The sequence below is a fragment of the Streptosporangium sp. NPDC050148 genome, from assembly GCF_055586505.1.
Map to the genome: position 1 here is coordinate 125,916 of NZ_JBVJIA010000014.1, position 23,214 is coordinate 149,129.

The window sequence follows — 23,214 nt, forward strand, 5'->3', positions numbered from 1 at the left end:
GCTTCCGCTCTGGATGACCACCGCTCCGGCGCCCTACTGTGCAGGACGTGGCACACATTCACGATCTTAATGCCCTGGAGCAGGCGGCGGCCGTGCGGCGCAGGGAGATCTCCCCCGTCGAGCTCACCGAACACTATCTGGACCGCATCGACCGGCTGGACGCGCAGGTCGGGGCCTACGTGACCGTGACGGCCGAACTCGCCCTGGAACAGGCGCACAAGGCCGAGGCCAGGGTGCTCGCCGGGGAGGACGTCTCGCCGCTGGCCGGGGTGCCGATCCCGATCAAGGACCTCAACCTCGTCAAGGGCGTGCCGATCCACTTCGGCTCGGCCACCTACGAGGGCTTCGTGGCACCGGTGGACGACAGCCTGGTCGAGCGCCTCCGGGACGCAGGCACGATCATGCTCGGCAAGACCGCGACCCCCGAGTTCGGGCTGCCCTGCTACACCGAGACGCCCCTGTCCCCGCCCAGCCGCACCCCGTGGGACCCGTCCCGCTCGGCCGGAGGGTCCAGCGGCGGCGCGGCGGCCGCGGTCGCCGCGGGCCTCGCCCCCGCCGCGCAGGGCAGCGACGGGGCGGGCTCGATCCGCATCCCCGCGTCGGTCTGCGGCCTGTTCGGGCTCAAGCCCACCCGGGGCAGGATCAGCTCCGCGCCGATCGTCCCCGACCTGGCCGGCCTGGCCACCAACGGCCCGATCACCCGGACCGTCGCCGACGCCGCCGCCCTGCTGGACGTGATGGCCCACCACAACCCCGGGGACCTCTACCACGCGCCCGAGCCCGAGCTCGGCTCCTTCGGCGCGTACGTGGGCCGCGACCCCGGCCGGCTGCGGATCGCCCGCTACGCCGAGCCGCCGGTGCCCGGCACCGTCGTGCACCCGGAGGTGCTGGCCGCCTACGAGCACGCCTCGGCGGAGCTGGCCGCGCTCGGGCACGAGGTGGTCGACATCGCGCCGCCGTTCGGGCCGGAGATCGTGCCCCAGTTCGTAACGCTCTGGTATGCCTTCTCCTGCATGCACCCCGTGGAGCCCGGCAGGCAGGACAGGCTCCGGCCGCTCACCGCCTGGCTGCGCGAGCGCGGCTTCGCCACCCCGGCCCCGGACTTCCTGCAGGCCCAGTCGGCCCTGCAGCTGGCCACCCGGTTCGGCCTGCTGGTCACCGACGCCTACGACGCGGTCCTCACCCCGACCGTGACCCAGCCGCCCCGGCCGGTCGGCTGGTTCGAGGACGTCGACGGCCCCGAGGAGACCTTCGAGCGGATGAAGCGGTTCGCCGCCTTCCCGGCCATGTACAACGTCAGCGGCCAGCCCGCGGTCAGCCTCCCGCTGCACTGGAGCCCCGACGGGCTGCCGATCGGCGTGATGCTGGCCGGGCGGTTCGGCGACGAGGGCACCCTGATCTCGGTGTCGTCCCAGCTGGAGGCCGCGCGGGGCGGTTTCTGGGGGGAGCGCAGGCCCGCCGCGTGGTGACCCTCGACTGATCGTCGGCGCCGGGTTACTTTTGAGGTGTGGACAGCGCGATCGAGGTCTGCGGCTTCCTGATCGGGGTCTCCGGCGGTCTGTTCCTGCTCATCACCCTGCTCGTGACGATGCCCGGCAGGATGCGCGACCGGGCCGCCAGGGGCACCTCGGCGGGCGCGGTCTGGCTGGGCGGCCCGCACGGCAGCGAGCGCGGGATCACCGGCTCGGTGCTGGTGCTGACCAGCAGGTCCCCGTCCGGCCGTGCCGCGCCCGAGACCGACTGGGTCGCGCTCGCGGAGACCTCGGAGCCCGGACGTCACACCGGTGGCGCGTCGGCGGCCTGGTGACGTCCGACGACCCACGACGAGGCCGGGTGAGGCGGGGGAGGCGGGGAGACGGGGTGAGACGGGGATGTGGGCACTGACCTCGGCGCAGGGGGACGACGTGCGCGACGCGCTGCGCGCCGCGGAGCGCCGCACGGGCCTGCGCTTCGCCGCCTACCTCGGGCCCGCGATCGGCCCGCGCCGGCACTTCTGCGAGCGGCTGCACGCCGCGCTGGGCGAGGAGGCCGACCGGGCCGTGCTCGTCTTCGTGGACCAGCGGGCACGGGCCCTGGAGATCGTCACCGGCACCGCGGCCAGGCGGTGGCTGCCCGACGCCGAGTGCCGGTCGGCGGCGACGGCGATGGCCGCGGTCCTCGGCCTGGGTGACCTGGTGGGCGGGCTGGTCACCGGGGTCCTGCTGCTCGCCGACCGGGCGGCCCGGCGCGAATGACCCCGCCACCGGCTGTGCCGCCGACCCCGCCGATACCGTTCTCGGCCGTGCGCCGCCGCGGGCGCCTCCGGCTCCGCTCGGCAGGGGCGATCGCCGGTGACGAGCCCCGGAACGCCCTCCGGTGGGCCCTGCCGCACCGCGGGACGGTGATTCTCCCGGATAATCACCTCGTGACGAGGATCTTGTGGGACACGCCGCCGGCCGGTTTCACCGATCCGGACGGAGCGGCCGGGGCCGTCGATCCCAGCGGTCCTGCCGATCCCGCCGGTTCCGGGAACCGGCCCGCGGGCACGGGCTCCGGCGCGCAGGCCGGTCCCGTCCGGCCCGGCGGTCCCACCGGCCCGGCCCGTCCCGCCGGTGCCCCTCCCTACGGGCTCCCCGGCCGGACCGACCCCATGAGTCCGGCCGGTCCGGCCCCGTGGACCGGACCGGCCTCTCACCTCGCGCGCATCGCGAGGGAGGCCGCCGAAAGGACGCGGCGGCCCGACATGATCCTCGACTACGTCCGGGAGGCGCTCGCGGACGCCCGCCGCAGGGTGCGCCGGGAGAACGAGACGGCGGCCGTCCTGCTGGCCGTCACCGGCGCCGCGGCCGGGGCCGTCGTCACCGGGGTGACGACGGGTCACTGGAGGCCCGGCGAGCTGCCGGGCCAGACCGGATGGCTGTGGTGGACCGGCGCCTTCCTCTGGGGCATGGGCCTCCTCGTGCTCGTCGGCTCCCTGTGCCCGCCGATCGCGAACCTGGCGGGCAGGGCGCTGGAGAGACGCCGCTGCTACCTGCGGGGCTTCACCGGCCGCCTCAGGGCCGCGCACGGGGCCGAGGGGGAGGGGCCCGGGGGCGGACCGCGGATCGACCTGATCGTGCTGGAGATCCGCAGGCTCAACGCCCTGGCGGACGCCAAGCACCGCTACATCCGCCGGAGCGTCCTGCTGATGCTGCTCTCCATCGCCTTCTGCGTCCTGCCGGTGCTCCTCGGCACCCCGCTGTGAACCGGGCGTGACCCGCCCTGGGGACCCGCGCCCGCGTCCCGGGGCCGGATGGCGCCCGGCTCGTGCGACCGTGCCGCGCCCGCGTCCCGCGTCCCGCGCCCGGTCCGCGCCCGGTCCGCAGGACCCCCGGCCCCTCTGGACCCCCCGGGCGTCCGCGTCCGGGGTCAGGCGTGCAGGAGCCCCACCAGGTGGGTGCTGATGTCCGTCAGCAGCGTCGACGGCGCCACCGGCGCGCTCGCGACGGCGGAGAACAGGGAGGGAAGTCCCGGCAGCGGGAACCCGTCGTCCAGGGAGGCCTGCCGGCCCACCTCTGACTTGGCGAGCCCGGCCCGGCTGCGCTCCCACGCCTCGGTGACCTCCTCGGGCGAGGGCACCCCGAACCCGTGCCCCACCGGGGCCGCGTGGCGCAGCCGCACCAGCGGGGTCTCGGCGAAGGCCAGGGCCACCTTGGAGCGCAGGGCGAGGTCCTCGCGCCGGTCCGGCTCCACCCAGTCCATCGCGGTGCAGGGCTTGCGGCAGGCGGCCACGCAGGTGCCCAGCGCCCCGGCCACCTGGCTGTGCTGGCGGTCGAAGTAGGCGCGCCAGCCCTCGGCGGGCTCTCCCGCCACGCGCAGGGTCCGGTTGGCGGCCGACTGCTCGGGCTTGGTGTGGTCGCACTCGCGGTCGCCGATCACGCCGAACCTGCTGCCCGGCGCGGTGAGGCCCTCCGGCCAGCGCGCCGGGTCACCGGCGCTGCCGAGCACCGGTTCGAAGGCCAGCAGCGGAAGGTACTCGCTGGCGATGTGCAGGGCGGCGACCATGGGGCTCAGCTCGCGGCGATGCCACCGGACCGCGATGACCTCCAGCAGCAGCTCGTACGCGGGCAGCAGCGACTCCAGCGCGCCGCGCGGCTGCTCGCGGGGCGTCTGCGGCATCGTGCAGGCCCGTGCCCGCCTGCGCAGGTCGCCCGGGACGGCCCGCGCCTCGATGGCGAAGTCCTCCGCGTCGAGGGAGAGCAGCCGCTGGGCGAACTCGCAGGTCGCCTCGATGTCGTCCGCGTCCTCCACCACGCCCGAGGCGAGGGCCCCGACGTCGCCGAAGGCGTACCGCCGGGCCAGGGAGATGAGCAGATCACGTGCCGATTCCACCCGGTCACCCTCTCATGGCCGGCAGGCGGCAGAGGAATTGTCCGTCCATGAAGGGACACGGCAGGACATGTAGGTACGCGTGGTGGCACGGATGAACACGACAGGAACGGCCCTGACCGGACGGGCCGCGTCAGGTTCACGCGGCCCGGCCGGTCAGGGCCGTTCCTGATCCACTCCAGGGTCGGTCCGAGCCGGCCCGGGACCGGTCCGAGCCGGCCCGGGCAGATGCGCGTCCGGTCCGGGGCAGGCCCCCGGACCGGACGGGTCAGGCCTGCGAGGCGTCCCTGGCCCGGGCGCGCAGCGCGCGCCCGACACCGTCGGCGCCCTCCAGCAGCAGCCGCCGCAGGGCGTGCGGCGGCTCCTCGGCCGAGATGAAGTCCTGCGTCCTGGCGATCGTCTCCGGGGAGATCGACAGCGCCGGGTAGCAGCCGTTGGCGAAGTTCTGGGCGCTGTCGGAGGTCCAGGTCTTCCAGATCCTGCCGATCTCGGCGAAGTACCTCTCCCGGTACGGCTCCAGCAGCTCAGGGTGGTTGGGGTCCATGAACCCCATGACGGTCGACCGGAGCACGGCCCCGCTGAGCTTGCCCTCGGTGATCGCCGACCAGGCGGCCTCCTTGCCCTCGGGCGTCGGGATCGCGGCCCGGGAGAGCGCGGCCATGCGCTCACCGGTGGCGGTGGGGTCACGCCGCAGCTCCCGCGCGATGTCCTCCTCGCCGAGCAGCCCGCCCGAGACCAGGGCGCCGACCAGCGTCCAGCGCAGGTCGTCGTCGACGGTCAGCCCCTCCAGCGCGGTCTCGCCGTCCAGCAGCCCCCGCAGGAACGCCAGGTCCCCGTCCGAGGTGGCCCCGGCCGCCAGCGCGTTGAGGTAGGCGAGCTGCTGGTCGGAGCCGGGCTCGGCCGAGCCCACCAGGTCGCGCAGCGTGGAGGTCAGCAGCGCCATGCCCTCGGCGCGCCAGGCCGGGTCGGCGTACTGCTGGACGGCCAGGCGGGCCTGGCGGAGCACGGTCTGCATGACCGTGATGTCCGTGATCGACCTGATCCCCGAGACGACCAGGGCGAGGTAGTCGCGGGTGGACATCTCGGCGTCCCGGGTCATGTCCCAGGCGGCCGACCAGCACAGCGCGCGGGGCAGCGACTCGGTGAACGCGGTGATGCCGCCGTTCACCAGGGTCTGCAGCGAGCGCTCGTCCAGCCGGACCTTGGCGTAGGTCAGGTCGTCGTCGTTGATCAGGATCAGGTCCGGCTGGACCTCGCCGACCAGCTCGGCCACGGCCGTGCGCGCCCCGGACACGTCCAGCTCCACCCGCCGGACCCGGACCAGCTCACCGCCGGTGAGCGAGTACAGGCCGATGGCGACGCGGTGCGAGCGCAGCGTCGGGTGGTCGGCGGGCGCCTCCTGGAGCACGTCGAACTCCAGGAAGCGGCCCTCGGGGTCGGTGGTGAACGACGGGCGCAGCGTGTTGACCCAGGAGGTCTCCAGCCACTCCTTCGACCAGGAGGACAGGTCGCGCCCGGAGGTGCGCTCCAGCGCGCCCAGCAGGTCGGCGAGCGTGGTGTTGCCCCAGGCGTGCTCGTTGAAGTAGGCGCGGACCCCGGCCAGGAAGTTCTCCAGGCCCACGTAGGCGACGAGCTGCTTCAGGACCGAGGCGCCCTTGGCGTACGTGATCCCGTCGAAGTTGACCTCGACCGCGTGCATGTCGACGATGTCGGCCGCGATCGGGTGCGTGGAGGGCAGCTGGTCCTGGCGGTAGGCCCAGGACTTCTCGACGTTGGCGAAGGTCGTCCAGGCGCCCTGGCCCCACCGGGTGGCCTCGGCCTGGCAGAGCACCGAGGCGTAGGTGGCGAACGACTCGTTCAGCCACAGGTCGTCCCACCAGCGCATGGTGACCAGGTCGCCGAACCACATGTGCGCCATCTCGTGCAGGATCGTCTCGGCGCGGCGCTCGATCACCGCGTCGGTGACGCGCGAGCGGAAGATGTAGTTCTCCAGGAAGGTCACGCAGCCCGCGTTCTCCATCGCCCCGGCGTTGAACTCGGGGACGAAGAGCTGGTCGTACTTGCCGAACGGGTAGCGGACGCCGAAGATCCGGTGGAAGAAGTCGAAGCCCTGCCGGGTGACCTCGAAGATGTTCTCCGCGTCGAGGTGCTCGGCCAGGGATGCCCGGCAGTACAGGCCCAGCGGGATGCCGTCGTGCTCGGAGGTCACCCGGTGGTACGGCCCGGCGCACAGCGCGGTGATGTAGGTCGACATCACCGGGGTCGGCGGGAAGTGCCAGCGCCTGGCCGCCTGGAGCGCCCCGTGCTTGCCCCGGTGCTCGGGCAGGTCCTCGGCCGCGTCCGGCGCCGCGTTGGAGATGACCTCCCAGCCCGACGGGGCCAGCACGGTCAGCTCGAAGGTGGCCTTGAGGTCGGGCTGGTCGAAGCACGCGTACATCCGGTGCGCGTCGGCCGTCTCGAACTGGCTGTGCAGGTAGACGCTCCGGTCGACCGGGTCGACGAAGCGGTGCAGGCCCTCGCCGGTGCGCGTGTAGGAGCAGTCGGCGTCCACGAGCAGCTCGTTGGTCTCGGCCAGCCCGGTCAGGGGCAGCCGTCCCGTCTCCGGGTCGTAACCGCTCACGTCCAGCTCGGTGCCGTTCAGCACCGCCCTGCGCACCTTGGCCCCCGCCAGGTCGATGAAGGTCCCCGCACCCGGGCGGGTGCTGGTGAAGCGGACCGTGGTGACGCTCTCGAAGCGCTCCTCACCCTCGGTCAGGTCGAGCTCCACCGCATAGGACTGCACGCTGAGCAGCCGTGCGCGCTCGCGCGCCTCGTCACGGGTCAGATTGCCTGCCACTACCGCTCCCTCTTCACAACATCCCCCGCTCCATTGCTAAGGGGTGACTGAATCCTGCCATGTAAGGCCGTGGAACGCCGCTTCGGATCAACCGGCCGACTGATACCCAAATTCGAGAATAAATCTGCTCGTCAAGGTATTAATTCCCGCACGGAATAGGGAACTCCGTCCTTCCGGTTGTGGCCATCGACAGAGCCTCACTATCAGGAAGTCGAAGAACATGACAGAGCGAACCCCGGTGGATCTCTGGTTCGACCCCTTCTGCCCCTGGGCGTGGATGACCTCGCGCTGGCTGCTGGAGGTGCAGAAGGTACGGCCCATCGAGCCGCGCTGGCACATCATGAGCCTCACCGTACTGAACGAGGACAAGGACGTCCCGGAGAGCTACCGCGCGCAGATCGCCGACGCCATGGGCCCGGTCCGCGTGGTGGCCGCCGTGCAGGCGAAGTACGACTCCGAGACGGTCGGACGCCTTTACACCGAGCTCGGTGTCCGTTTTCACGACCAGAACAGGAAGGGCGGTGACACCCTCCGCGAGACCGTCGAGGAGGCCCTGGAGGCCGCAGGGCTGGACCGCGACTTCGCCGACGCGATGGACTCCACCGAGTACGACCAGGTCGTGCGCGCCTCGCACGCCGACGGCATCGACCGGGTCGGCCAGGAGGTCGGCACCCCGGTGATCTCGGTCGAGGGTGTCTCCTTCTTCGGCCCGGTCATCTCGCCCGCGCCCAAGGGCGAGGAGGCGGGAAGGCTCTGGGACGGGGTGGTCCTGGTGGCCGGCACCGACGGGTTCTTCGAGCTCAAGCGCTCCAGGACGCGGTCCCCGATCTTCGGCTGATCCGCCGCGTCCCCTTCTCCCCGGCGCCCGCGAGGCCCGCCGCCCCACGGCGGCGGGCCTCGCGTTATGACGGCGCGCACGCCAGGATGAGGAACATGCGTCACCTTTATCTGAACGGGACCTGGCGGCCGTCCGCGTCGAACGAGGGCATCGACGTGATCAATCCCGCGACCGAGGAAACGCTCGACAGGGTGCCCGCCGGGTCGCCCGCCGACGTCGAGGCGGCCGTGACCGCCGCCCGCGCGGCCCTGCCCTCCTGGTCCGAGACGCCCCCGGCCGAGCGCGGCAGGATCCTCGCCGCGGCGGCGGAGCTGATCCGGGAACGCTCCGACCGGATCGCCAGGATCATCGTCACGGACATGGGCGCGCCGTACGGTGTGGCGACGAGGGTGCAGACGCTGATGCCGGCCGGGGTGCTGGCCTCCTACGCCCAGCTGGCCGAGACCTACGACTTCGAGGGCGGGCAGGTCGGCAACTCCCGCATCTTCAGGGAACCGGCCGGGGTGGTCGCCGCCATCACCCCGTGGAACTACCCCCTGCACCAGATCGTCTGCAAGGTGGGCGCCGCGCTCGCCGCGGGCTGCACGGTCGTGCTGAAGCCCAGCGAGGTGGCGCCGCTGGCCGCCTTCGCGTTCGCCGACATCCTCGACGAGGTCGGCCTGCCCGCGGGGGTGTTCAACATGATCAGCGGCCACGGCCCCGGGGTGGGCGAGGCGCTGGTCGCCCATCCCGGCGTGGACATGGTGTCGTTCACCGGCTCCACCGCGGCCGGAAGGCGGGTCGCGGCGCTCGCCGCCGGGGCGATCAAACGGGTGGCGCTGGAGCTCGGCGGCAAGTCCGCCAGCGTGGTCCTGCCGGACGCCGACCTGGGCGCGGCGGCCAAGGTGACGGTGGCCAACGCCTTCCTCAACTCCGGCCAGACCTGCTCGGCCTGGACCCGCATGATCGTTCACCGTGACCGGTACGACGAGGCCGTCCGGCTCGCCGTCGAGGCCGCGCGGACGTACACCGTCGGGGACCCCTTCGACGAGGCGACCAGGCTCGGCCCGCTGGTGTCGGCCGCGCAGCGCGACAGGGTCGTCCGCTACATCAACCGGGGCCAGGAGGAGGGGGCCCGGCTGGTCACCGGAGGCGCCGACCGGCCCGCGGAGCGCGGCTTCTACGTCGAGCCCACGGTGTTCGCCGGGGTGGAGCCCGGGATGGTCGTCGAGCAGGAGGAGATCTTCGGCCCGGTCCTCGCGATCATCCCCTACACCCGGGGCGAGGACGAGGCGGTCGCCATCGCCAACGGCACGCCGTACGGCCTCGCCGGGGCGGTGTGGGCGGGCGACGAGCAGCGCGCGGTCGCGGTCGCCCGGCGGCTGCGGACCGGCCAGGTGGCGGTCAACGGCGGCAAGTTCAACCCCCGTGCCCCCTTCGGGGGGTACAAGCAGTCCGGTCTCGGCCGCGAGCTGGGCGAGTTCGGGCTGGAGGAGTACCTGGAGATCAAGGCCGTCCAGCTCTGAGGCGGTGGGCGCCCGCGTCCTCGCCGGCCGCCGCGCCCGCCGGGCCGGGAGCCGGCGGGGGGCGGAGAACGGGGAACGGGGAACGGGGACGCGGGGGAGCGGGGTCAGGGAGCCTGGAGCAGGACCTTCCGCGCGGCGTCCCTGGCCAGCCGGTCCACGTACAGCCTGCCGTCCAGGTGGTCGGTCTCGTGCTGGAAGCAGCGCGCCAGCATCCCCCTGGCCCTGATCCGGATCGGCCGTCCCAGCCGGTCCAGGCCCCGCACGGTCACCCCGGCGGCCCGCGGCGTCCGGGCGTAGATCGGGGCGCGGGTCTCGCGGTCGGGCACCGACAGGCACCCCTCCTCGTCGAGGACCTCGGTGTCGTCGTCCACGACCAGCTCGGGGTTGATCACGTGCCCCTTGCGGCTGCTGCAGTCGTAGACGAAGAGCCGCTTCGACACGCCGATCTGCGGCCCGGCCAGGCCGACGCCCCGCGCGGCGTACATGATGTCGAACATCTCGTCGATCATGCGGCGCAGGTCGCGGTCGAAGTCGGCGACCGGCTCGGCGGGGGTGCGCAGGACGGGGTCGCCGACCACTCGGATGTCACGCATGTGGGGGCTCTCTCTTGTAAGGGGCGGGCAAGGTCAGTGACCGTTACTCTAGCCGGGGCCGGGTGGAGCCGTCCCCGCGTACCTGCGAAACTGGCCCGGTGCGCGTCTACATCGGTGCCGACCATGCCGGCTATGAGCTCAAGAACCACGTCGTCTCCTGGCTGAAGGAACACGGCCACGAGGTGACGGACTGCGGTCCCTTCGTCTACGACGCGGAGGACGACTACCCGCCGTTCGTGCTGCGCGCGGCCGAGGGGGTCGTGAACGACCCCGGCAGCCTGGGCGTCGTGATCGGAGGCTCGGGCAACGGCGAGCAGATCGCGGCCAACAAGGTACGCGGCGTCCGCGCCGCCCTGGCCTGGAGCGAGGAGACCGCCAGGCTCTCCCGCGAGCACAACGACGCCAACGTGATCAGCCTGGGCGCGCGGATGCACACGCCGCAGGAGGCCGCGAGGTTCGTCGAGATCTTCCTCGGCACCCCCTACTCCGGTGCCGAGCGGCACGGCCGCAGGATCGCGCAGCTCGCCTCCTACGAGACCGACGGGCTGCTGCCGCCGCTGCCCTAGGCGCCCGGCACCCCCCCCGCATCCCGCGGGGTCCCGCATCCCGGTGTCCCGCTCCACCGTCCGGTCCCCGGCCGGGCGGGTCAGCGGTGGCGGTGCGCGGACTCCCCGCGCGGCGGTTCCCGGCGTGCGGACTCCCCGCGTACGGGCTCCCTGCGCGCCGGCTCGCGGCGGGCGGGCTCCTTACGGGGCGTCTCGTCGCGCAGAGGGCGGCGGTCCGCGCTCTCCTGCTGCTCGCGCGTCGGGCGCGACACGTCGCGCGCCCGCATCGCGGTGATCGTGTTGATCTGCAAGCTCTGCAGTGCCATGCCGCCACCATAACCCGCCCCGTTCCGGCCGTACCGGACATCCGGGTTCCGGGTTCCGGGTTCCGGGTTCCGGGGACGATGCTCAGAAGATCAGGCCGCTCCAGGGGGCGGGCTCCCACGACATCGCGACGGACAGCTCGCGCAGCGCCCCCGGACGCGACTCGCGCGCCAGCCCCGCCGCCCGCAGCGCCTCCAGCGGGCGTCCGCCCAGGTAGGCCGCGCCCAGCGCGGAGACGGGCAGCGTCACGTCGGCCGGGTCGGCGCTGGGCTCGCAGCGGGCGTCCGAGGTGCCGGCCGTCAGCCGCCAGCGGCCCGCGTTCCACGGGCACGTCGCGTCCTCGACCTCGATCACCACGTCCACCGGCGCGCTGTAGCGGCGCGCGGGCAGGGCGCGGCCGACGTGCACGAGGCGGAACCACAGCTCGTCGGCCCAGCGCGCGCGCAGCGCGCGGGGGTCGGCCAGCAGGTGGATCAGCGGGTCGTCCCCGGGCCGGACCGCGGTGACGTGCGAGACCAGGTCACGGTCGAGGACGTGACGCCACAGCAGCGCGTAGGCAGCCGGATCCAGGGCGAACAGGTCCCGCAGGCGCAGCTCGCCGTCGGGGACGTCGTGCTCGTCCCAGCTCGCCTTCATCCGGAACAGCGCGTACCCGCGCGGTCCCTCGTCGTCCTCGGCGACCACGGCGCGCAACGCCCCCTCCCCCCGGTCGGAGTCCTCGTCGCTCAGCACCGCGTCCCAGCGCGCGGGGGTGCGGGCGTACAGCCCCGGGCGGCGGTCCAGCACGGCCGCGTGAATCTTCTCGAAGACGTCCCTGGCGTCCGCGGGCCGGACGACGCGCAGCCGCAGCGCGGGATCGGCCGGGGCGTGCCGGGTGAAGACCGCGCCCGCGGTCGGGATCCGGACGCTCAGGCCGTCGGCGGCCCTGCCGTAGCCGTACCGTCCGTAGATCACGGCCTCGGAGGCGTGCAGCGCGGCCACGGCCTCGCCGCCCTCGTGCAGGTCGGAGAGCTGACGGGTCATCAGCGCGGACAGCACGCCCCTGCGGCGGTGCGAGGGCAGCACCCCGACCGCGGTGACGCCGCCGACCGGGATCGGCCCGCCGGGCACGGCCATGGTGAGGCTGCACACCGCGGTGACGCCCACCAGCAGGTCACCGTCGAAGGCGCCGAGCGAGCGGCCGAACTCGGTGTTGCGCCGGTACAGCTCCGCGCGGTGCGGCGGTATCGCGTTGCCGAACGCCTCCTCGTCCAGGGCGATCCAGTCGGGCCACTCGGTCTCGGCGACCGGACGCAGGCTCAGGCTCATCCCTCGGATGGTAGAGAGGACAAACGGTTCCGGCCATCTAATATCCATGCTTAATGATCAAGGCGTTGGTCAAGTGGACTGCCCAAAGGGGGGAGGGCCGGATACAGTCAGGCGCATCATGAGTTCCCGTCCGGTGCCGCTGCTCCCTCCGGCGCTCCGCGCGTTCCTGGTCCGGATCCCGCTGCTCGTCCCCCTCGTGCGCCTGCTGCGCAGGGGCCCGCTGGCGCGCGACCGCAACCTGCTCATCACCCTGACCCTGCTGACCCTGCTGATCGGCGGGCTGGCCGCCAGGGTCTCCATGGAGTGGTTCTCCCCGGCGCTCATGATCCCGGTCACGCTCGTGGCGGGGCTCCAGCTCCGCCTGAACAGCCTCGCCAAGCTGCTCTGCGCGGTCGCCGCCGCCCTCGTCTACGTGGCCGTCGTACGAGGGGTCGGGCACATCGGCCCCGGCCTGCTGGTCACCTTCGGCTTCACCGCCGTGCTGGCCGCGCTGATGGCCCGTACCCGCGGAAAGCTCGGCGTGCAGGGCCTGCGCGGCGACGCGATGCTGCTGGAGCTGCGCGACCGCCTGAAAAGCCAGGGGGACCTGCCTCAGCTGCCCAAGGACTGGGGCTCCAAGGTGGTGCTCAAGCAGGCCGGAGGCTCCTCCTTCGGCGGCGACTTCCTGGTCTCCATCCGCGAGGGCGACACGCTCGACCTCGCCCTGGTCGACGTGTCGGGCAAGGGCGTCGACGCCGGCACGCGGGCGCTGATGCTCTCGGGCACCTTCGGCGGCCTGCTCGGCTCGGTCGACGACTTCCTGCCCGCCTGCAACGCCTACCTGCACCGCCAGCGCGAGGCCGAGGGCTTCGTCACCGCGGTCCACCTGCGGCTGAACCTGGCCACGGGCGAGTACGTCATCACCTCGGCCGGCCACCCCCCGGTGGTCAAGTTCGAGTCCGGCACGGGGACGTGGAAGGTCTCCACGGCCAAGGGCGTCGTCCTGGGCGTCGTGCCCGACCTGCACTGCGAGACCGACCGGGGGATGCTCCGCAAGGGCGACGCCCTGATGCTCTACACCGACGGCCTGATCGAGCAGCCCGGCCGCGACATCGACGCCGGCCTGGACCGCCTGCTGGGAGAGGCCGAGCGCCTGGTGCCCACCGGTTTCCGCGACGGCGCCCGCAACCTGGTGGCCTCCATGTCGGCGGGCCACAACGACGACTGCGCCCTCATCCTCATCTGGCGCCCCTGACCCGTACGGGCCGCCTTACGGATCACCGTCCGGGCCGCCGTTCCGGCCCCGGGCCCCCGCCCCTCCGGGAGACCCCGGGACCTCGCCCCTCCGGGAGACCCCGGGGCGGCGTCAGAGCCATCCGGACTCGCCGGCGATGCGCGCGGCGTCGAGACGGTCGCGCGCCTGGGTCTTGCAGATGATCCTGGACAGGTGGTTTCGGACCGTTCCCACGGAGAGGAAGAGCGCCTCGGCGATCTCGTTCGACGTCGCGCCCCGGGCGACCAGCCGGAGCACGTCCAGCTCGCGGGGGGTCAGGGGGTTCTCCGCAGATCTCAGGGCCGCCACCGCGAGCTCGGAGTCGACCGCGCGGCGGCCGGACGCGACCAGGCGGATGCCTCCGGCGAGCTGCTCCGGGCCCACCCGCAGGCTCATGAACCCGAGCGCGTGGGCGGCGAAGGCCCGCCGCACCTGGCCCGGGCTGGGGTCGTGCGACAGCAGCAGCACCCCGCAGCCGGGAGCCTCCTCGTGCAGCCGCCGCGCGACGTCGAGACCGTCGGCCGGGGGCAGGCCGAGATCGACGACGGCTACCTCGGGGGAGTGCCGCAGCACGGCCGCGAGCACCTCCTCGCCGGTGGCCACGTCGGCCACCACCTTCATGTCGGCCTCGCCCTCCAGGGACGCCACCAGTCCACGCCGGACCAGAGGCAGGTGTTCGGCGACCACGATCCCGATCAAGACGCTCCTTCCTCACCTCGACACCATCCTCATCTCACCTTGCCAAAGAGTGATCGTGCGATCGCTCATTGTCAATGATCTCCCTGTCGTCGGTAAAGGGAGCGACGTATCCGCCGGGGAACACCGCGGTGGCGGGGGAGCGTGCGGGACGGATACTTCGGCTAACCTCTTATGGGGCGTTGTCGGGGAAACCGCGATGGGAGTATGAACCTGTGAGCTGGCTCTCCGTGGTCGGGGTCGTCGTCTTCCTCGTGGGACTGATGGTGTCGATCGGGCTGCACGAGATCGGCCACCTGGTGCCGGCCAAGCTGTTCGGCGTCAGGGTCACGCAGTACATGGTCGGCTTCGGCCCGACCATGTGGTCACGGCGCCGCGGCGAGACGGAGTACGGCATCAAGTGGCTCCCGCTCGGCGGCTACATCCGGATGATCGGAATGCTGCCGCCCCGGCCCACCGACGCCCCCGGCAAGGTGCGCTCGGTCTCCACCGGTCCCTGGCAGGGCCTGATCGAGAACGCGCGCGACGTGGCCCTGGAGGACGTGCGGCCGGGCGACGAGGACCGGGTCTTCTACCGCAAGCCCTGGTGGCAGAAGGTCATCATCATGTCCGGCGGCCCGGCGATGAACTTCGTGCTGGCGTTCATCCTGTTCGGCGTGGTGCTCATGGGATTCGGCGTCCCCACGCAGAAGACCGAGATCGCCTCGATCCCGCAGTGCGTCAAGTCCGCCGCCGACTACGCCAAGAACCCGAAGTGCACCGCGGCCGACCGGCAGAGCCCGGCCAGCGTCGCCGGGCTGAGGCCCGGGGACGTCATCGTCTCGGTGGCGGGCAGGCCCGCCGCGAGCTGGGAGGCCGCCACCCGCGCCATCCGCGACCACGGGGCCGGGCCGATCGCGATCGGCATCAGGCGCGCCGGTCAGGACCTGACCGTCAACGCCTCCCTGATCGCCCAGGACCGCGAGTCCCTGGACGAGCCGGGCAAGATCGAGAAGGGCGTCGGGTACCTCGGCGTCAGCCCGAAGATCGTCATCGAGCGGCAGGACCTCGGTGCCGTCGCCGCGCACATGGGGGACCTCACCTCCGCCACCGCCGCGTCCCTGATGAGGTTCCCCGAGAAGATGGTCGGCGTCTGGCACGCCGCCTTCTCCGGTGACGAACGCGACCGCAACGGCCCGATCGGCGTGATCGGCGTGAGCCGCATCGGCGGTGAGATCGCCGCCGCGGCCATCCCGCTGGAGAACAAGGTCGTCGTCTTCATCAACCTGCTGGCGGGCTTCAACCTGGCGATCGGCATGTTCAACCTGATCCCGCTGCTCCCGCTGGACGGCGGCCACATCGCCGGCGGCCTCTGGGAGGGGCTCAAGCGCGCCTTCGCCCGCGTCACCCGCCGCCCCGCCCCCGGGCACGTCGACATCGCCAAGGCCCTTCCGCTCACGTACGCCATCGCCTTCCTGATGGTCATCATGGCGGGCCTGCTGATGTACGCGGACCTGGTCAACCCCGTCCGCCTGTCCGGCTGATCCGGTGAACGACGGCACGCCCGGAGCGCTGGTCGACGTGGCGCTGTTCCGGCTCCGCCGGATCTGGTCGCGCCCGCTGCGCGCGCGCAGGGCCGCGGAGTCGCAGCGGCCGGTGCACATGTCGAACGTGATGGTCGTGCACGCCGTGCACAAGCTGAGCCTGGACGTGCCCGAGGTGACCGTGGGCGCGGTCGCCGAGCAGCTGGACGTCGACCCCTCCACCGCCAGCAGGCTGGTCAACGACGCGATCGGCGCCGGGTTCGTGGAGCGCGAGGAGTCGGCCGTGGACGCCAGGCGGGCCCGGCTGGTGCTGAGCGAGCGGGGCCTGCGCGTGCTGGAGGCGGTCGTCCGCCACCGGCGCGCCTACCTGAACGACCTGATGTCCGACTGGGAGGAGTCCGACCGCGAGGTCTTCGCCCGGCTGCTCGCCCGGTTCGCCGAGGCGGCCGTCGCCCGCCCGGCGAACCTCGCCGGCCTGGACCGGGTGATCACCGCGGTGCTGGCGGAGATGCCCGCCCCGCGCTGAACCGCCCCCCGCGGGCCGGTCGCCCACGGCGGCCGTGGCGGCCCGCCCGGCCGGTCTCCACGGGCACGGGACCCTACTCCCCGGCCACCCCGTCGATCCGCTGGCGGATGATGTCGGCGTGGCCGTTGTGCCGGGCGTACTCCTCGATCATGTGGATGAGGATCCAGCGCAGCGAGACGTCCTTGTCGCGGCGCTGCGTCTTGCCGATCGTGTCCAGGGGGAGGGTGATCGACACCTCGCGCGCGTGGGCGATCTCGGCACGCCAGCGGGCGAACGCCTCCTCGGCGCTGGTCGTCTCCAGGTTGTCGAAGTCGCCGTCGGGGTCGTCGTCGGTGTAGTAGTACGGGCCGACCCCCTCGCCGTTGAGGACGTTACGGAACCAGTTCCGCTCGACCTCGGCCATGTGCCGGACCAGGCCCAGCAGGGAGAGCGAGGACGGCTCGGCGGAACGCAGGCGGAGCTGCTCGTCGGAGAGCCCGGCGCACTTCACCTCCAGGGTCTCCCGGTGCCACTCCAGCCAGGAGTGGAGCATGGAGCGCTCGTCGGCGATGAAGGGGGGATCAATACGTTTGTCGGTCATGAGGCAATCCTGTCGTCACGCATGACCACTGTCATACTGTTTTGCTCATGACCGGGTGCTTCACGGCGCGTCCGGTCGCGGTGCGGTGGCCGAGAGGATCGCTCGACCAGGCTCCGCGCCCGGCGGGCGGGGCCTTGCGTGCCGAGCGACTGGCCCGACGCGTGCAGGCCCTCGAAGACCAGCGTGAGGTGGTCGGCCACCTCGCCGGGGTCGTCGACCCCGAGCCGGCCGGTCAGCTCGCCCATGGTCTCGCGGAACCAGGACTTCGCCGCGACCGCGCTGCGATGGGCGGGCAGGTCGGCGTCGGGGAACTCGGCCAGCGCCATCAGCATCGGGCAGCCGCGGTACTGCTCGGAGCTCACCTGGGTGAAGACCGCGTCGAAGATCGCCAGGATCTGGTCGCGCGGGTCGGGGCCCGCCGTCTCCGCACACCGCCGCAAGCCCGCCTTTCTCACCACCGTGTATGTGAAGGACGACATGAGCGACACGATCGGTACGACCACGACGGCCACCCCCTCCACCCAGGCCGCCCTGCTCCGCTCGCTGCACGTGACCGGCGATCCGCTGGTGCTGCCCAACGTCTGGGACGCGGCCTCGGCCCGGATGGTCGAGGCGGCCGGTTTCCCGGCCGTGGCCACGAGCAGCGCCGCCACCGCGGCGGTTCTCGGCTACGAGGACGGCGAGGCGACACCCGTACGGGAGGTGCTGGCCGCGACCGAGCGGATCGTCCGGGTGGTGAGCCTGCCGGTGACGGTGGACTTCGAGCGCGGATACGGGCTGGCACCGGCCGAGCTGGTCGAACGGTTCGCCGCGACCGGGGCCGCCGGGCTGGACCTGGAGGACTCCGACCCGTCCACCGGACAGATGATCGACATCGGTGAGCAGGCGGACTTCCTGGCCGCGGTGCGTGAGGCCGCCACGTCGCAGGGCGTGGACCTGGTCGTCAACGCCCGCACGGACTCGTTCCTGCGTCAGGCCGGGTCACCGCAGGAGCGGCTCGCCGCGACCCTCGAGCGCGGTGCCCGCTACCTGGCGGCCGGCGCGGACTGTGTCTATCCGATCGCCGCCGGCGCTCCCGACGTGGTCCGGGCGCTCACCGACGGCGTGTCCGGGCCGGTCAACGTCGGGTACGGCGGGAAGCTGTCGCTGGCCGAGCTCGCCGCGCTCGGCGTCGCGCGGGTGAGCTTCGGGCCGTCGCTGCAGCGGCACCTGTACGCCAAGGCCGGGTCGGCGCTGTTCGCGGCCGTCGCCTCCGGCGAGAACCCGTTCACGCTCTGACACGGTGACACGGTGACGCGCGGCACTCTCCCGGACGGCGGCACCGGGAGCGGCTCGTCGCGCTCACGGCGTCAGCGAGCGGGGCGGCCGGTGCTGGCCCGGAACACCATCTTGGGATTCACCGTCGCCGACGTGCGGAAGTGCGCGCGGGCCCGCCCGGTGAGCGGTCGCTCGATGCGTCGCAGCAGCATGCGCAGGGCCTGCGTGCCGACCTCCGCGAAGTTCTGCCGCACGGTGGTCAGCGGGGGCCAGGTGTAGGAGGACTCCGGCAGGTCGTCGAAGCCGACCACGCTGACGTCCTCGGGCACGCGGCGGCCGGCCTCGCGCAGGGCGCGCAGGAGACCGATGGCCATCGAGTCGTTGGCCGCGAACACCGCGGTGACGTCGTGGTCACGGGCGAGACGCCTGCCGAGCTGGTAACCGGAACGCGCCGTCCAGTCGCCCGTCAGGGGAGGGCGCACCTCACGGCCCGCGTCCTCCAGCGCCTGCCGCCAGCCGGCCAGGCGTTCGGTGGCGTCGATCCACGACGACGGCCCGGCGATGTGCCACACGGTACGGTGGCCCAGGCCGAGCAGGTGCCGGGTCGCGCGCGCGGCGCCCCGCCGCTGGTCGACCGCGGTCATGGGCACCCGCCCTCCGAGGCCTCCTCCGGCGTCGACGACCGGGAAGTCGGCCGGCATCGGTTCCAGGTCCGGGCGGTGGAGCGGGGCTATGACGATCACACCGTCGGCCATCTGCTCACGGAGGGCGTCGATACCGGTCGCGACCGCGGCCGCCGAGTGGGCGGGCGCGTTGTGGACGTTGACCATGAGCTGGGCCGCCCGCGCCGCGCGCTCGATGCCGTGCCGGATGGAGGTGGGCCCGTACAGGGCGGAATCGACGCCGACCACGCCGATGACTCCCGGATGACGCCACCTCAGCAGGTCCGCGGACAGGTGCGGCCGGGAGCCGGTGTCGCCCGTCACCATCACGTGGGCCGGCGCCTGCCGCGACCCGTCGTCGGAGGAGGGGGCGGTGGGGCGGCGCGACGGGGAGGCGGATGTCGATCCGGCGCAGGTGCCGATGTTGCGCACACGTATCCGCGGTCGGTCCGAAGTCATGGCAGGAGTGTTGGGGGTAGCTAAGTTACTGTCAAGAGAAGTTATCGATCGGTGAGACGGGCCTCCGGAAACGGCAGGCCGGACATGATCACCGCGTTTCCGCCGGTGAACGGAGCGGCCCGGCACCGTCCGGGTGGACGTGCCGTGACGTGCGCCGGTCGCACGGGGCCGTCCTTGAAACTTTCACCGGCCGGACGTTAACGTACTGTGAAACGCCCTGGTGGCACCTGTCCGGCGGACGCGGGCGGGGACGGCGGTTGACACGCCGGCGGCACGTTCGATGTACTCCGCCACACACGCGTTTCCCGATGGTCCGGTGACGGAGGCCGGGCGTTGAATGTTAACGCTAACAAAGCCGTGTGCCCGATCGGCCGCACGACGTCCTCCCGGTCGCCCGCCCGAAGGGAGAGGTCTCATGACGACGGCCGCCCCGGCGGACGGTCCCGCCGGTCCGGATCGACTCCCCTGCCGACCGCCGACAGGTCCGGGCGCCGACGCGGTCGCGCCCGGGCTCCCCACGCTCCCGCAAGGAAAGAGGCACGCCCGTGAAACCGGCACTCCGCCTGCTGACACTCGTGGTCCTGCTGCTGGCCACGACCCTCGTACCGGCATCGGCCCGGGCCGACAACCCCATCGTCCAGCACATCTACACCGCGGACCCCGCGCCCCTGGTGCACAACGGCCGGGTCTACCTCTACACCGGTCACGACGAGGACGGCTCGACGTACTTCACCATGAAGGACTGGCGCGTGTGGTCCTCCGAGGACATGGTGAACTGGACCGACCACGGCTCCCCGATGAGCGTCTCCACCTTCGGCTGGGCCGGCGCGGACGCCTGGGCCGGACAGGCCATCCACCGCAACGGCAAGTTCTACTGGTACGTCCCGGTGAAGGAGCGCGCCACCGGAGCCATGGCGATCGGGGTGGCGGTCTCCGACAGCCCCACCGGCCCGTTCACCGACGCCATCGGGCGCCCGCTGGTCAAGAACGGTGAGATCGACCCGAGCGTGTTCATCGACGACGACGGTCAGGCCTACCTGTACTGGGGCAACCCGCGCCTCGCGTACGTCCGGCTGAACGCCGACATGATCTCGTACTCGGGCGGGATCACCTACGTCCCGCTCACCTCCGCGGGGTTCGGGACCCGCACCGGGAACGCGAGCCGTCCGACGCTCTACGAGGAGGGCCCCTGGATCTACAAGCGCAACGGCCTGTACTACAACGTGTTCGCCGCGGAGTGCTGCGGTGAGTTCATCGCCTACTCCACCGCGCCCAGCGTCACCGGCCCCTGGACGTACCGCGGAACGATCATGCCCAGGCAGGGCGGCAGCTTCACCAACCACGCCGGAGTGATCGACTTCAAGGGCGGTTCGTACTTCTTCTACCACAACGGCGCGCTCCCGGGCGGGGGCGGCTTCACCCGCTCGGTCGCGGTGGAGAAGTTCACCTACAACGGCAACGGCACGATCCCGACCATCGACATGACCGCGGCGGGCGCGCCCCAGATCGGCACGCTGAACCCGTACGTCCGCCAGGAGGCGGAGACGATCGCCTGGGGGAGCGGAATCGAGACCGAGCCCACCGGCGAGGGCGGGATGAACGTCGGGTTCATCGAGAACGGCGACTGGATCAAGGTGAAGGGCGTGGCGTTCGGTGGCGGCGCGTCCTCGTACTCGGCCCGCGTCGCGTCGGGGACCAGCGGCGGACGCATCGAGCTGCGCCTGGGCGGTGCCACCGGCACCCTCGTCGGGACCTGCACCGTCCCCGGCACCGGTGGCTGGCAGACCTGGTCGACCGTCACCTGCCCGGTGAGCGGCGCGACCGGCACCCACGACCTCTACCTGCGTTTCACCGGTGGCAGCGGTTACCTGATGAACCTGAACTGGTGGCAGTTCACCCCGGCCGGCACCGGCGGGAACCTGCTGACGAACGGCACCCTGGAGAGCGGCACCACCGGCTGGACCGCCTTCGGCGGCACGGTGGCCTCCAGCGGTACCGCCCACGGCGGGTCGCAGTCGCTGGCCAGCACCGGCCGCACCGCCTCGTGGAACGGCCCCAGCCAGGACGTCACCGGCAAACTGACCAACGGCAAGAGCTACACGACAAGCGTGTGGGTCCGCTCCCAGTCCGGCACCCCCGACGTGCGGGCGACCCTGGCGGTCACGGCCGGCGGCACGACGAGCTACGTCGCGCTGACCCCGGCCGCCACGGCGAACACGGGCGGCTGGACCCAGCTGACCGGAACGGCGACCGTGTCCTGGACCGGGACCCTGACCGGTGCGAGGTTCTACGTCGAGACCGCCTCGGGAACCGACTCCTTCCTCATGGACGACGTCTCCTTCCAGTAGCCGCTCCTTCCGGTGGCCGCGAACCTCCGGTGGTGGTGAACGTGCGGTGGCCGTGAACCCCCGGTGGCTCTGAAGTTCCGGTGGCGATGAGCCCTCGGTGGTCCTGAGCCTTCGATGGCGGCGAGCCTTCGGTGGCCGTGAGCCTTCGGTGGACCTGAGGCTTCGATGGACACGAGCCGGGCCGGTGGGGCTCTCCTTCGTGAGATCGCTCCGCCGGGCGCCACAGGGGGTTTCACGCCTTCGGACGCCCCGGCCTTCCGGACGGGCCCTGGCCACCGGTTCCGCCCGTGGTGCCGGGGCCCTGGGCGCGGCTCCGGGGCCCTCGGACCGCACGGCCGCCGCCGACGGGGAGGACAGCGCCGGCCCGGGGTGCCGCCGAAGTCGGCGGCACCCCGGGCGTCATGTTGTTAGCGTTAACATAATCGTGGCCGTGAACGGGATGAAAAATCGTCCGAGGGTGGCCCGGTGCGGTTCGAGACGCCGAGGTGCGGGCCTCTACGGCTTGACGGCCAGCCCGCCGTACGCCCAGGCGTGGCCGCCTCCGGGAATGGCCTCCCGGTACTCGTCCTCGGCGGGACGCCACTCGACCACCTCGACGAGTCCGGGGTCCACCATCGTCCAGTTCCGGAAGAATCCTTCGATCTCCGCGTGAGTGCGCGGGACCATGGGCGCCGTGCCCTTGTCGTAGGGCTTGGTGAATTCGTCGCTGTCCACCTGGGGCGCGAAGTCGAGCGTTATGTGGGAAAGCAGCAGATGGCTTCCGGGCGGTACGGCCGCCTTGTATCGCTCGATCAATCCGGCGGGTCCGTCATCGTCGGTGATGAAGTGCAGAACACCGGCCATGATGAGCGCGACCGGCCGGTCGAAATCGATGACCTCATTGACCTGCGGGTCCGCCAGAATCCGGTCGGGATCCCGGATGTCGGCCTCGATCACCGTCGTCATTCCCTCTTCGCTGCTCGTCAGGAGCGCCCGTCCATGAGCCAGGACGATGGGATCATTGTCGACATAGGCCACGCGGGACGCGGGATTCACGCCTTGAGCGATCTCGTGGGTGTTCCCCTGGGTGGGAATGCCGGTGCCGATGTCCAGGAACTGCGTGGTCCCGGTCTCCTCGGCGAGATACCGGACGACGCGCCGAAGAAACGCCCGATGGGCGCGTACGCCCTCGCGTGTGCCGGGTGAGACCCTGACGAGCTGTTCCGCCGCCTCGCGATCGGCGGCGAAGTGGTCCTTGCCACCCAGCAGGTAATCGTAAATGCGTGCCGGATGGGGAATCGTCGGGTCGATCCGCGCGCCCGGCGGCCGATCGGTCGCCTGCGCACTCAGACCATTCGTGGTATCGGTCATCGGTACTCCAGAGGATGGGCCTCCACCGACACGATCGGCGATGAAGACGTAACGTTCGTTCACTGTAACCCGTCACGCCATGATCCGTCGCGCAGAGATCACGTCTCGATTCTCCGTCCGGCGCCGGGCGGCCGATGAGCCGTGCGGCGGATGAATGCGGCCCGACCTGGGGAATTCCTTCATGGCGCCGGTGGGGAATCCGCTGGGAATCCGCCCGGAGGACACGGTCGCCGACAAGGTCCATGCCGTACGCGTCCCTGCCTGA

The 23,214-nt window shown here is 72.1% G+C and carries 22 protein-coding genes; 12 read left to right on the top strand and 10 right to left on the bottom strand.

Annotated elements, in window-relative coordinates:
- Positions 1-47 precede the first annotated feature (47 nt).
- The 4 genes from ACZ6RT_RS18025 (at position 48) to ACZ6RT_RS18040 (ending at position 3,223) form a co-directional block, all read left to right on the top strand.
- Entirely contained in the window at positions 48-1,469 is a 1,422-nt protein-coding gene (locus tag ACZ6RT_RS18025) for an amidase (protein ID WP_399194660.1), read from the top strand.
- Positions 1,470-1,507: 38 nt separating this feature from the next.
- Positions 1,508-1,807 (top strand): hypothetical protein, encoded by a 300-nt coding sequence (locus ACZ6RT_RS18030; protein WP_399194658.1) that lies wholly within the window; start codon positions 1,508-1,510, stop codon positions 1,805-1,807.
- Between the two features lie 64 nt (positions 1,808-1,871).
- The gene (locus tag ACZ6RT_RS18035) at positions 1,872-2,234 is read left to right on the top strand and encodes a TPM domain-containing protein (RefSeq protein WP_399194657.1); all 363 of its coding nucleotides are present in this window, start codon (positions 1,872-1,874) and stop codon (positions 2,232-2,234) included.
- Between the two features lie 170 nt (positions 2,235-2,404).
- Positions 2,405-3,223, top strand: a complete 819-nt coding sequence (locus tag ACZ6RT_RS18040) for a Pycsar system effector family protein (RefSeq protein ID WP_470154771.1) — start codon at positions 2,405-2,407, stop codon at positions 3,221-3,223.
- A gap of 164 nt (positions 3,224-3,387) precedes the next feature.
- On the opposite strand, the gene ACZ6RT_RS18045 is transcribed toward ACZ6RT_RS18040, so the two are convergent.
- Together ACZ6RT_RS18045 and pepN are read right to left on the bottom strand one after the other, a co-directional pair.
- Positions 3,388-4,350: a hypothetical protein gene (locus ACZ6RT_RS18045; RefSeq protein WP_399194653.1), complete on the bottom strand. Its 963-nt coding sequence runs from the start codon at positions 4,348-4,350 to the stop codon at positions 3,388-3,390.
- A 265-nt stretch (positions 4,351-4,615) separates the two neighbouring features.
- A complete protein-coding gene (gene pepN, locus ACZ6RT_RS18050; RefSeq protein WP_399194651.1) occupies positions 4,616-7,183 on the bottom strand; it encodes an aminopeptidase N in 2,568 nt (855 codons plus the stop codon).
- A gap of 220 nt (positions 7,184-7,403) precedes the next feature.
- On the opposite strand from pepN, the gene ACZ6RT_RS18055 reads away from it, so the two are divergent.
- Together ACZ6RT_RS18055 and ACZ6RT_RS18060 are read left to right on the top strand one after the other, a co-directional pair.
- Positions 7,404-8,021, top strand: coding sequence for a mycothiol-dependent nitroreductase Rv2466c family protein (locus tag ACZ6RT_RS18055; protein WP_399194649.1), 618 nt, complete (start codon positions 7,404-7,406; stop codon positions 8,019-8,021).
- Between the two features lie 95 nt (positions 8,022-8,116).
- Positions 8,117-9,526: an aldehyde dehydrogenase family protein gene (locus ACZ6RT_RS18060; RefSeq protein ID WP_470154774.1), complete on the top strand. Its 1,410-nt coding sequence runs from the start codon at positions 8,117-8,119 to the stop codon at positions 9,524-9,526.
- Between the two features lie 104 nt (positions 9,527-9,630).
- Here ACZ6RT_RS18060 and def read toward each other — a convergent pair whose 3' ends face one another.
- Positions 9,631-10,119, bottom strand: coding sequence for a peptide deformylase (def, locus tag ACZ6RT_RS18065; RefSeq protein ID WP_470154776.1), 489 nt, complete (start codon positions 10,117-10,119; stop codon positions 9,631-9,633).
- 98 nt (positions 10,120-10,217) lie between these two features.
- Here def and ACZ6RT_RS18070 point away from each other — a divergent pair, with 98 nt between their 5' ends.
- A complete protein-coding gene (locus ACZ6RT_RS18070; RefSeq protein ID WP_399194643.1) occupies positions 10,218-10,685 on the top strand; it encodes a ribose-5-phosphate isomerase in 468 nt (155 codons plus the stop codon).
- An 80-nt stretch (positions 10,686-10,765) separates the two neighbouring features.
- Here ACZ6RT_RS18070 and ACZ6RT_RS18075 read toward each other — a convergent pair whose 3' ends face one another.
- Positions 10,766-10,990 (bottom strand): hypothetical protein, encoded by a 225-nt coding sequence (locus tag ACZ6RT_RS18075; protein ID WP_470154779.1) that lies wholly within the window; start codon positions 10,988-10,990, stop codon positions 10,766-10,768.
- An 82-nt stretch (positions 10,991-11,072) separates the two neighbouring features.
- On the bottom strand, positions 11,073-12,296 hold the full coding sequence (locus ACZ6RT_RS18080) for a GNAT family N-acetyltransferase (protein ID WP_399194639.1): 1,224 nt from the start codon (positions 12,294-12,296) through the stop codon (positions 11,073-11,075).
- Positions 12,297-12,414: 118 nt separating this feature from the next.
- Between ACZ6RT_RS18080 and ACZ6RT_RS18085 the strand changes: the two genes are divergently transcribed.
- The gene (locus ACZ6RT_RS18085; RefSeq protein ID WP_399194637.1) at positions 12,415-13,530 is read left to right on the top strand and encodes a PP2C family protein-serine/threonine phosphatase; all 1,116 of its coding nucleotides are present in this window, start codon (positions 12,415-12,417) and stop codon (positions 13,528-13,530) included.
- A gap of 111 nt (positions 13,531-13,641) precedes the next feature.
- Here ACZ6RT_RS18085 and ACZ6RT_RS18090 read toward each other — a convergent pair whose 3' ends face one another.
- Complete coding sequence (locus ACZ6RT_RS18090) at positions 13,642-14,247, bottom strand: LuxR C-terminal-related transcriptional regulator (protein WP_399194635.1); 606 nt, start codon at positions 14,245-14,247, stop codon at positions 13,642-13,644.
- Positions 14,248-14,459: 212 nt separating this feature from the next.
- On the opposite strand from ACZ6RT_RS18090, the gene ACZ6RT_RS18095 reads away from it, so the two are divergent.
- Positions 14,460-15,767 carry a M50 family metallopeptidase gene (locus ACZ6RT_RS18095; RefSeq protein ID WP_399194633.1) on the top strand — a complete coding sequence of 436 codons (1,308 nt, stop codon included), beginning with the start codon at positions 14,460-14,462 and terminating at the stop codon, positions 15,765-15,767.
- 4 nt (positions 15,768-15,771) lie between these two features.
- Positions 15,772-16,293: a MarR family winged helix-turn-helix transcriptional regulator gene (locus tag ACZ6RT_RS18100; RefSeq protein WP_399194631.1), complete on the top strand. Its 522-nt coding sequence runs from the start codon at positions 15,772-15,774 to the stop codon at positions 16,291-16,293.
- A 73-nt stretch (positions 16,294-16,366) separates the two neighbouring features.
- Here ACZ6RT_RS18100 and ACZ6RT_RS18105 read toward each other — a convergent pair whose 3' ends face one another.
- A complete protein-coding gene (locus ACZ6RT_RS18105) occupies positions 16,367-16,873 on the bottom strand; it encodes a DinB family protein (protein WP_399194629.1) in 507 nt (168 codons plus the stop codon).
- Positions 16,870-17,313: a hypothetical protein gene (locus ACZ6RT_RS18110; protein ID WP_470154782.1), complete on the bottom strand. Its 444-nt coding sequence runs from the start codon at positions 17,311-17,313 to the stop codon at positions 16,870-16,872. The genes ACZ6RT_RS18105 and ACZ6RT_RS18110 overlap by 4 nt, the downstream gene beginning before the upstream one ends.
- Positions 17,314-17,350: 37 nt before the next feature.
- Here ACZ6RT_RS18110 and ACZ6RT_RS18115 point away from each other — a divergent pair, with 37 nt between their 5' ends.
- Positions 17,351-18,151, top strand: a complete 801-nt coding sequence (locus ACZ6RT_RS18115; RefSeq protein WP_470154784.1) for an isocitrate lyase/PEP mutase family protein — start codon at positions 17,351-17,353, stop codon at positions 18,149-18,151.
- Between the two features lie 71 nt (positions 18,152-18,222).
- On the opposite strand, the gene ACZ6RT_RS18120 is transcribed toward ACZ6RT_RS18115, so the two are convergent.
- Entirely contained in the window at positions 18,223-19,251 is a 1,029-nt protein-coding gene (locus ACZ6RT_RS18120) for a substrate-binding domain-containing protein (protein ID WP_470154786.1), read from the bottom strand.
- Between the two features lie 545 nt (positions 19,252-19,796).
- On the opposite strand from ACZ6RT_RS18120, the gene ACZ6RT_RS18125 reads away from it, so the two are divergent.
- Positions 19,797-21,599, top strand: coding sequence for a family 43 glycosylhydrolase (locus ACZ6RT_RS18125; protein ID WP_470154788.1), 1,803 nt, complete (start codon positions 19,797-19,799; stop codon positions 21,597-21,599).
- A 495-nt stretch (positions 21,600-22,094) separates the two neighbouring features.
- Here ACZ6RT_RS18125 and ACZ6RT_RS18130 read toward each other — a convergent pair whose 3' ends face one another.
- Positions 22,095-22,949: an SAM-dependent methyltransferase gene (locus ACZ6RT_RS18130; RefSeq protein WP_399194619.1), complete on the bottom strand. Its 855-nt coding sequence runs from the start codon at positions 22,947-22,949 to the stop codon at positions 22,095-22,097.
- Positions 22,950-23,214: the final 265 nt, after the last annotated feature.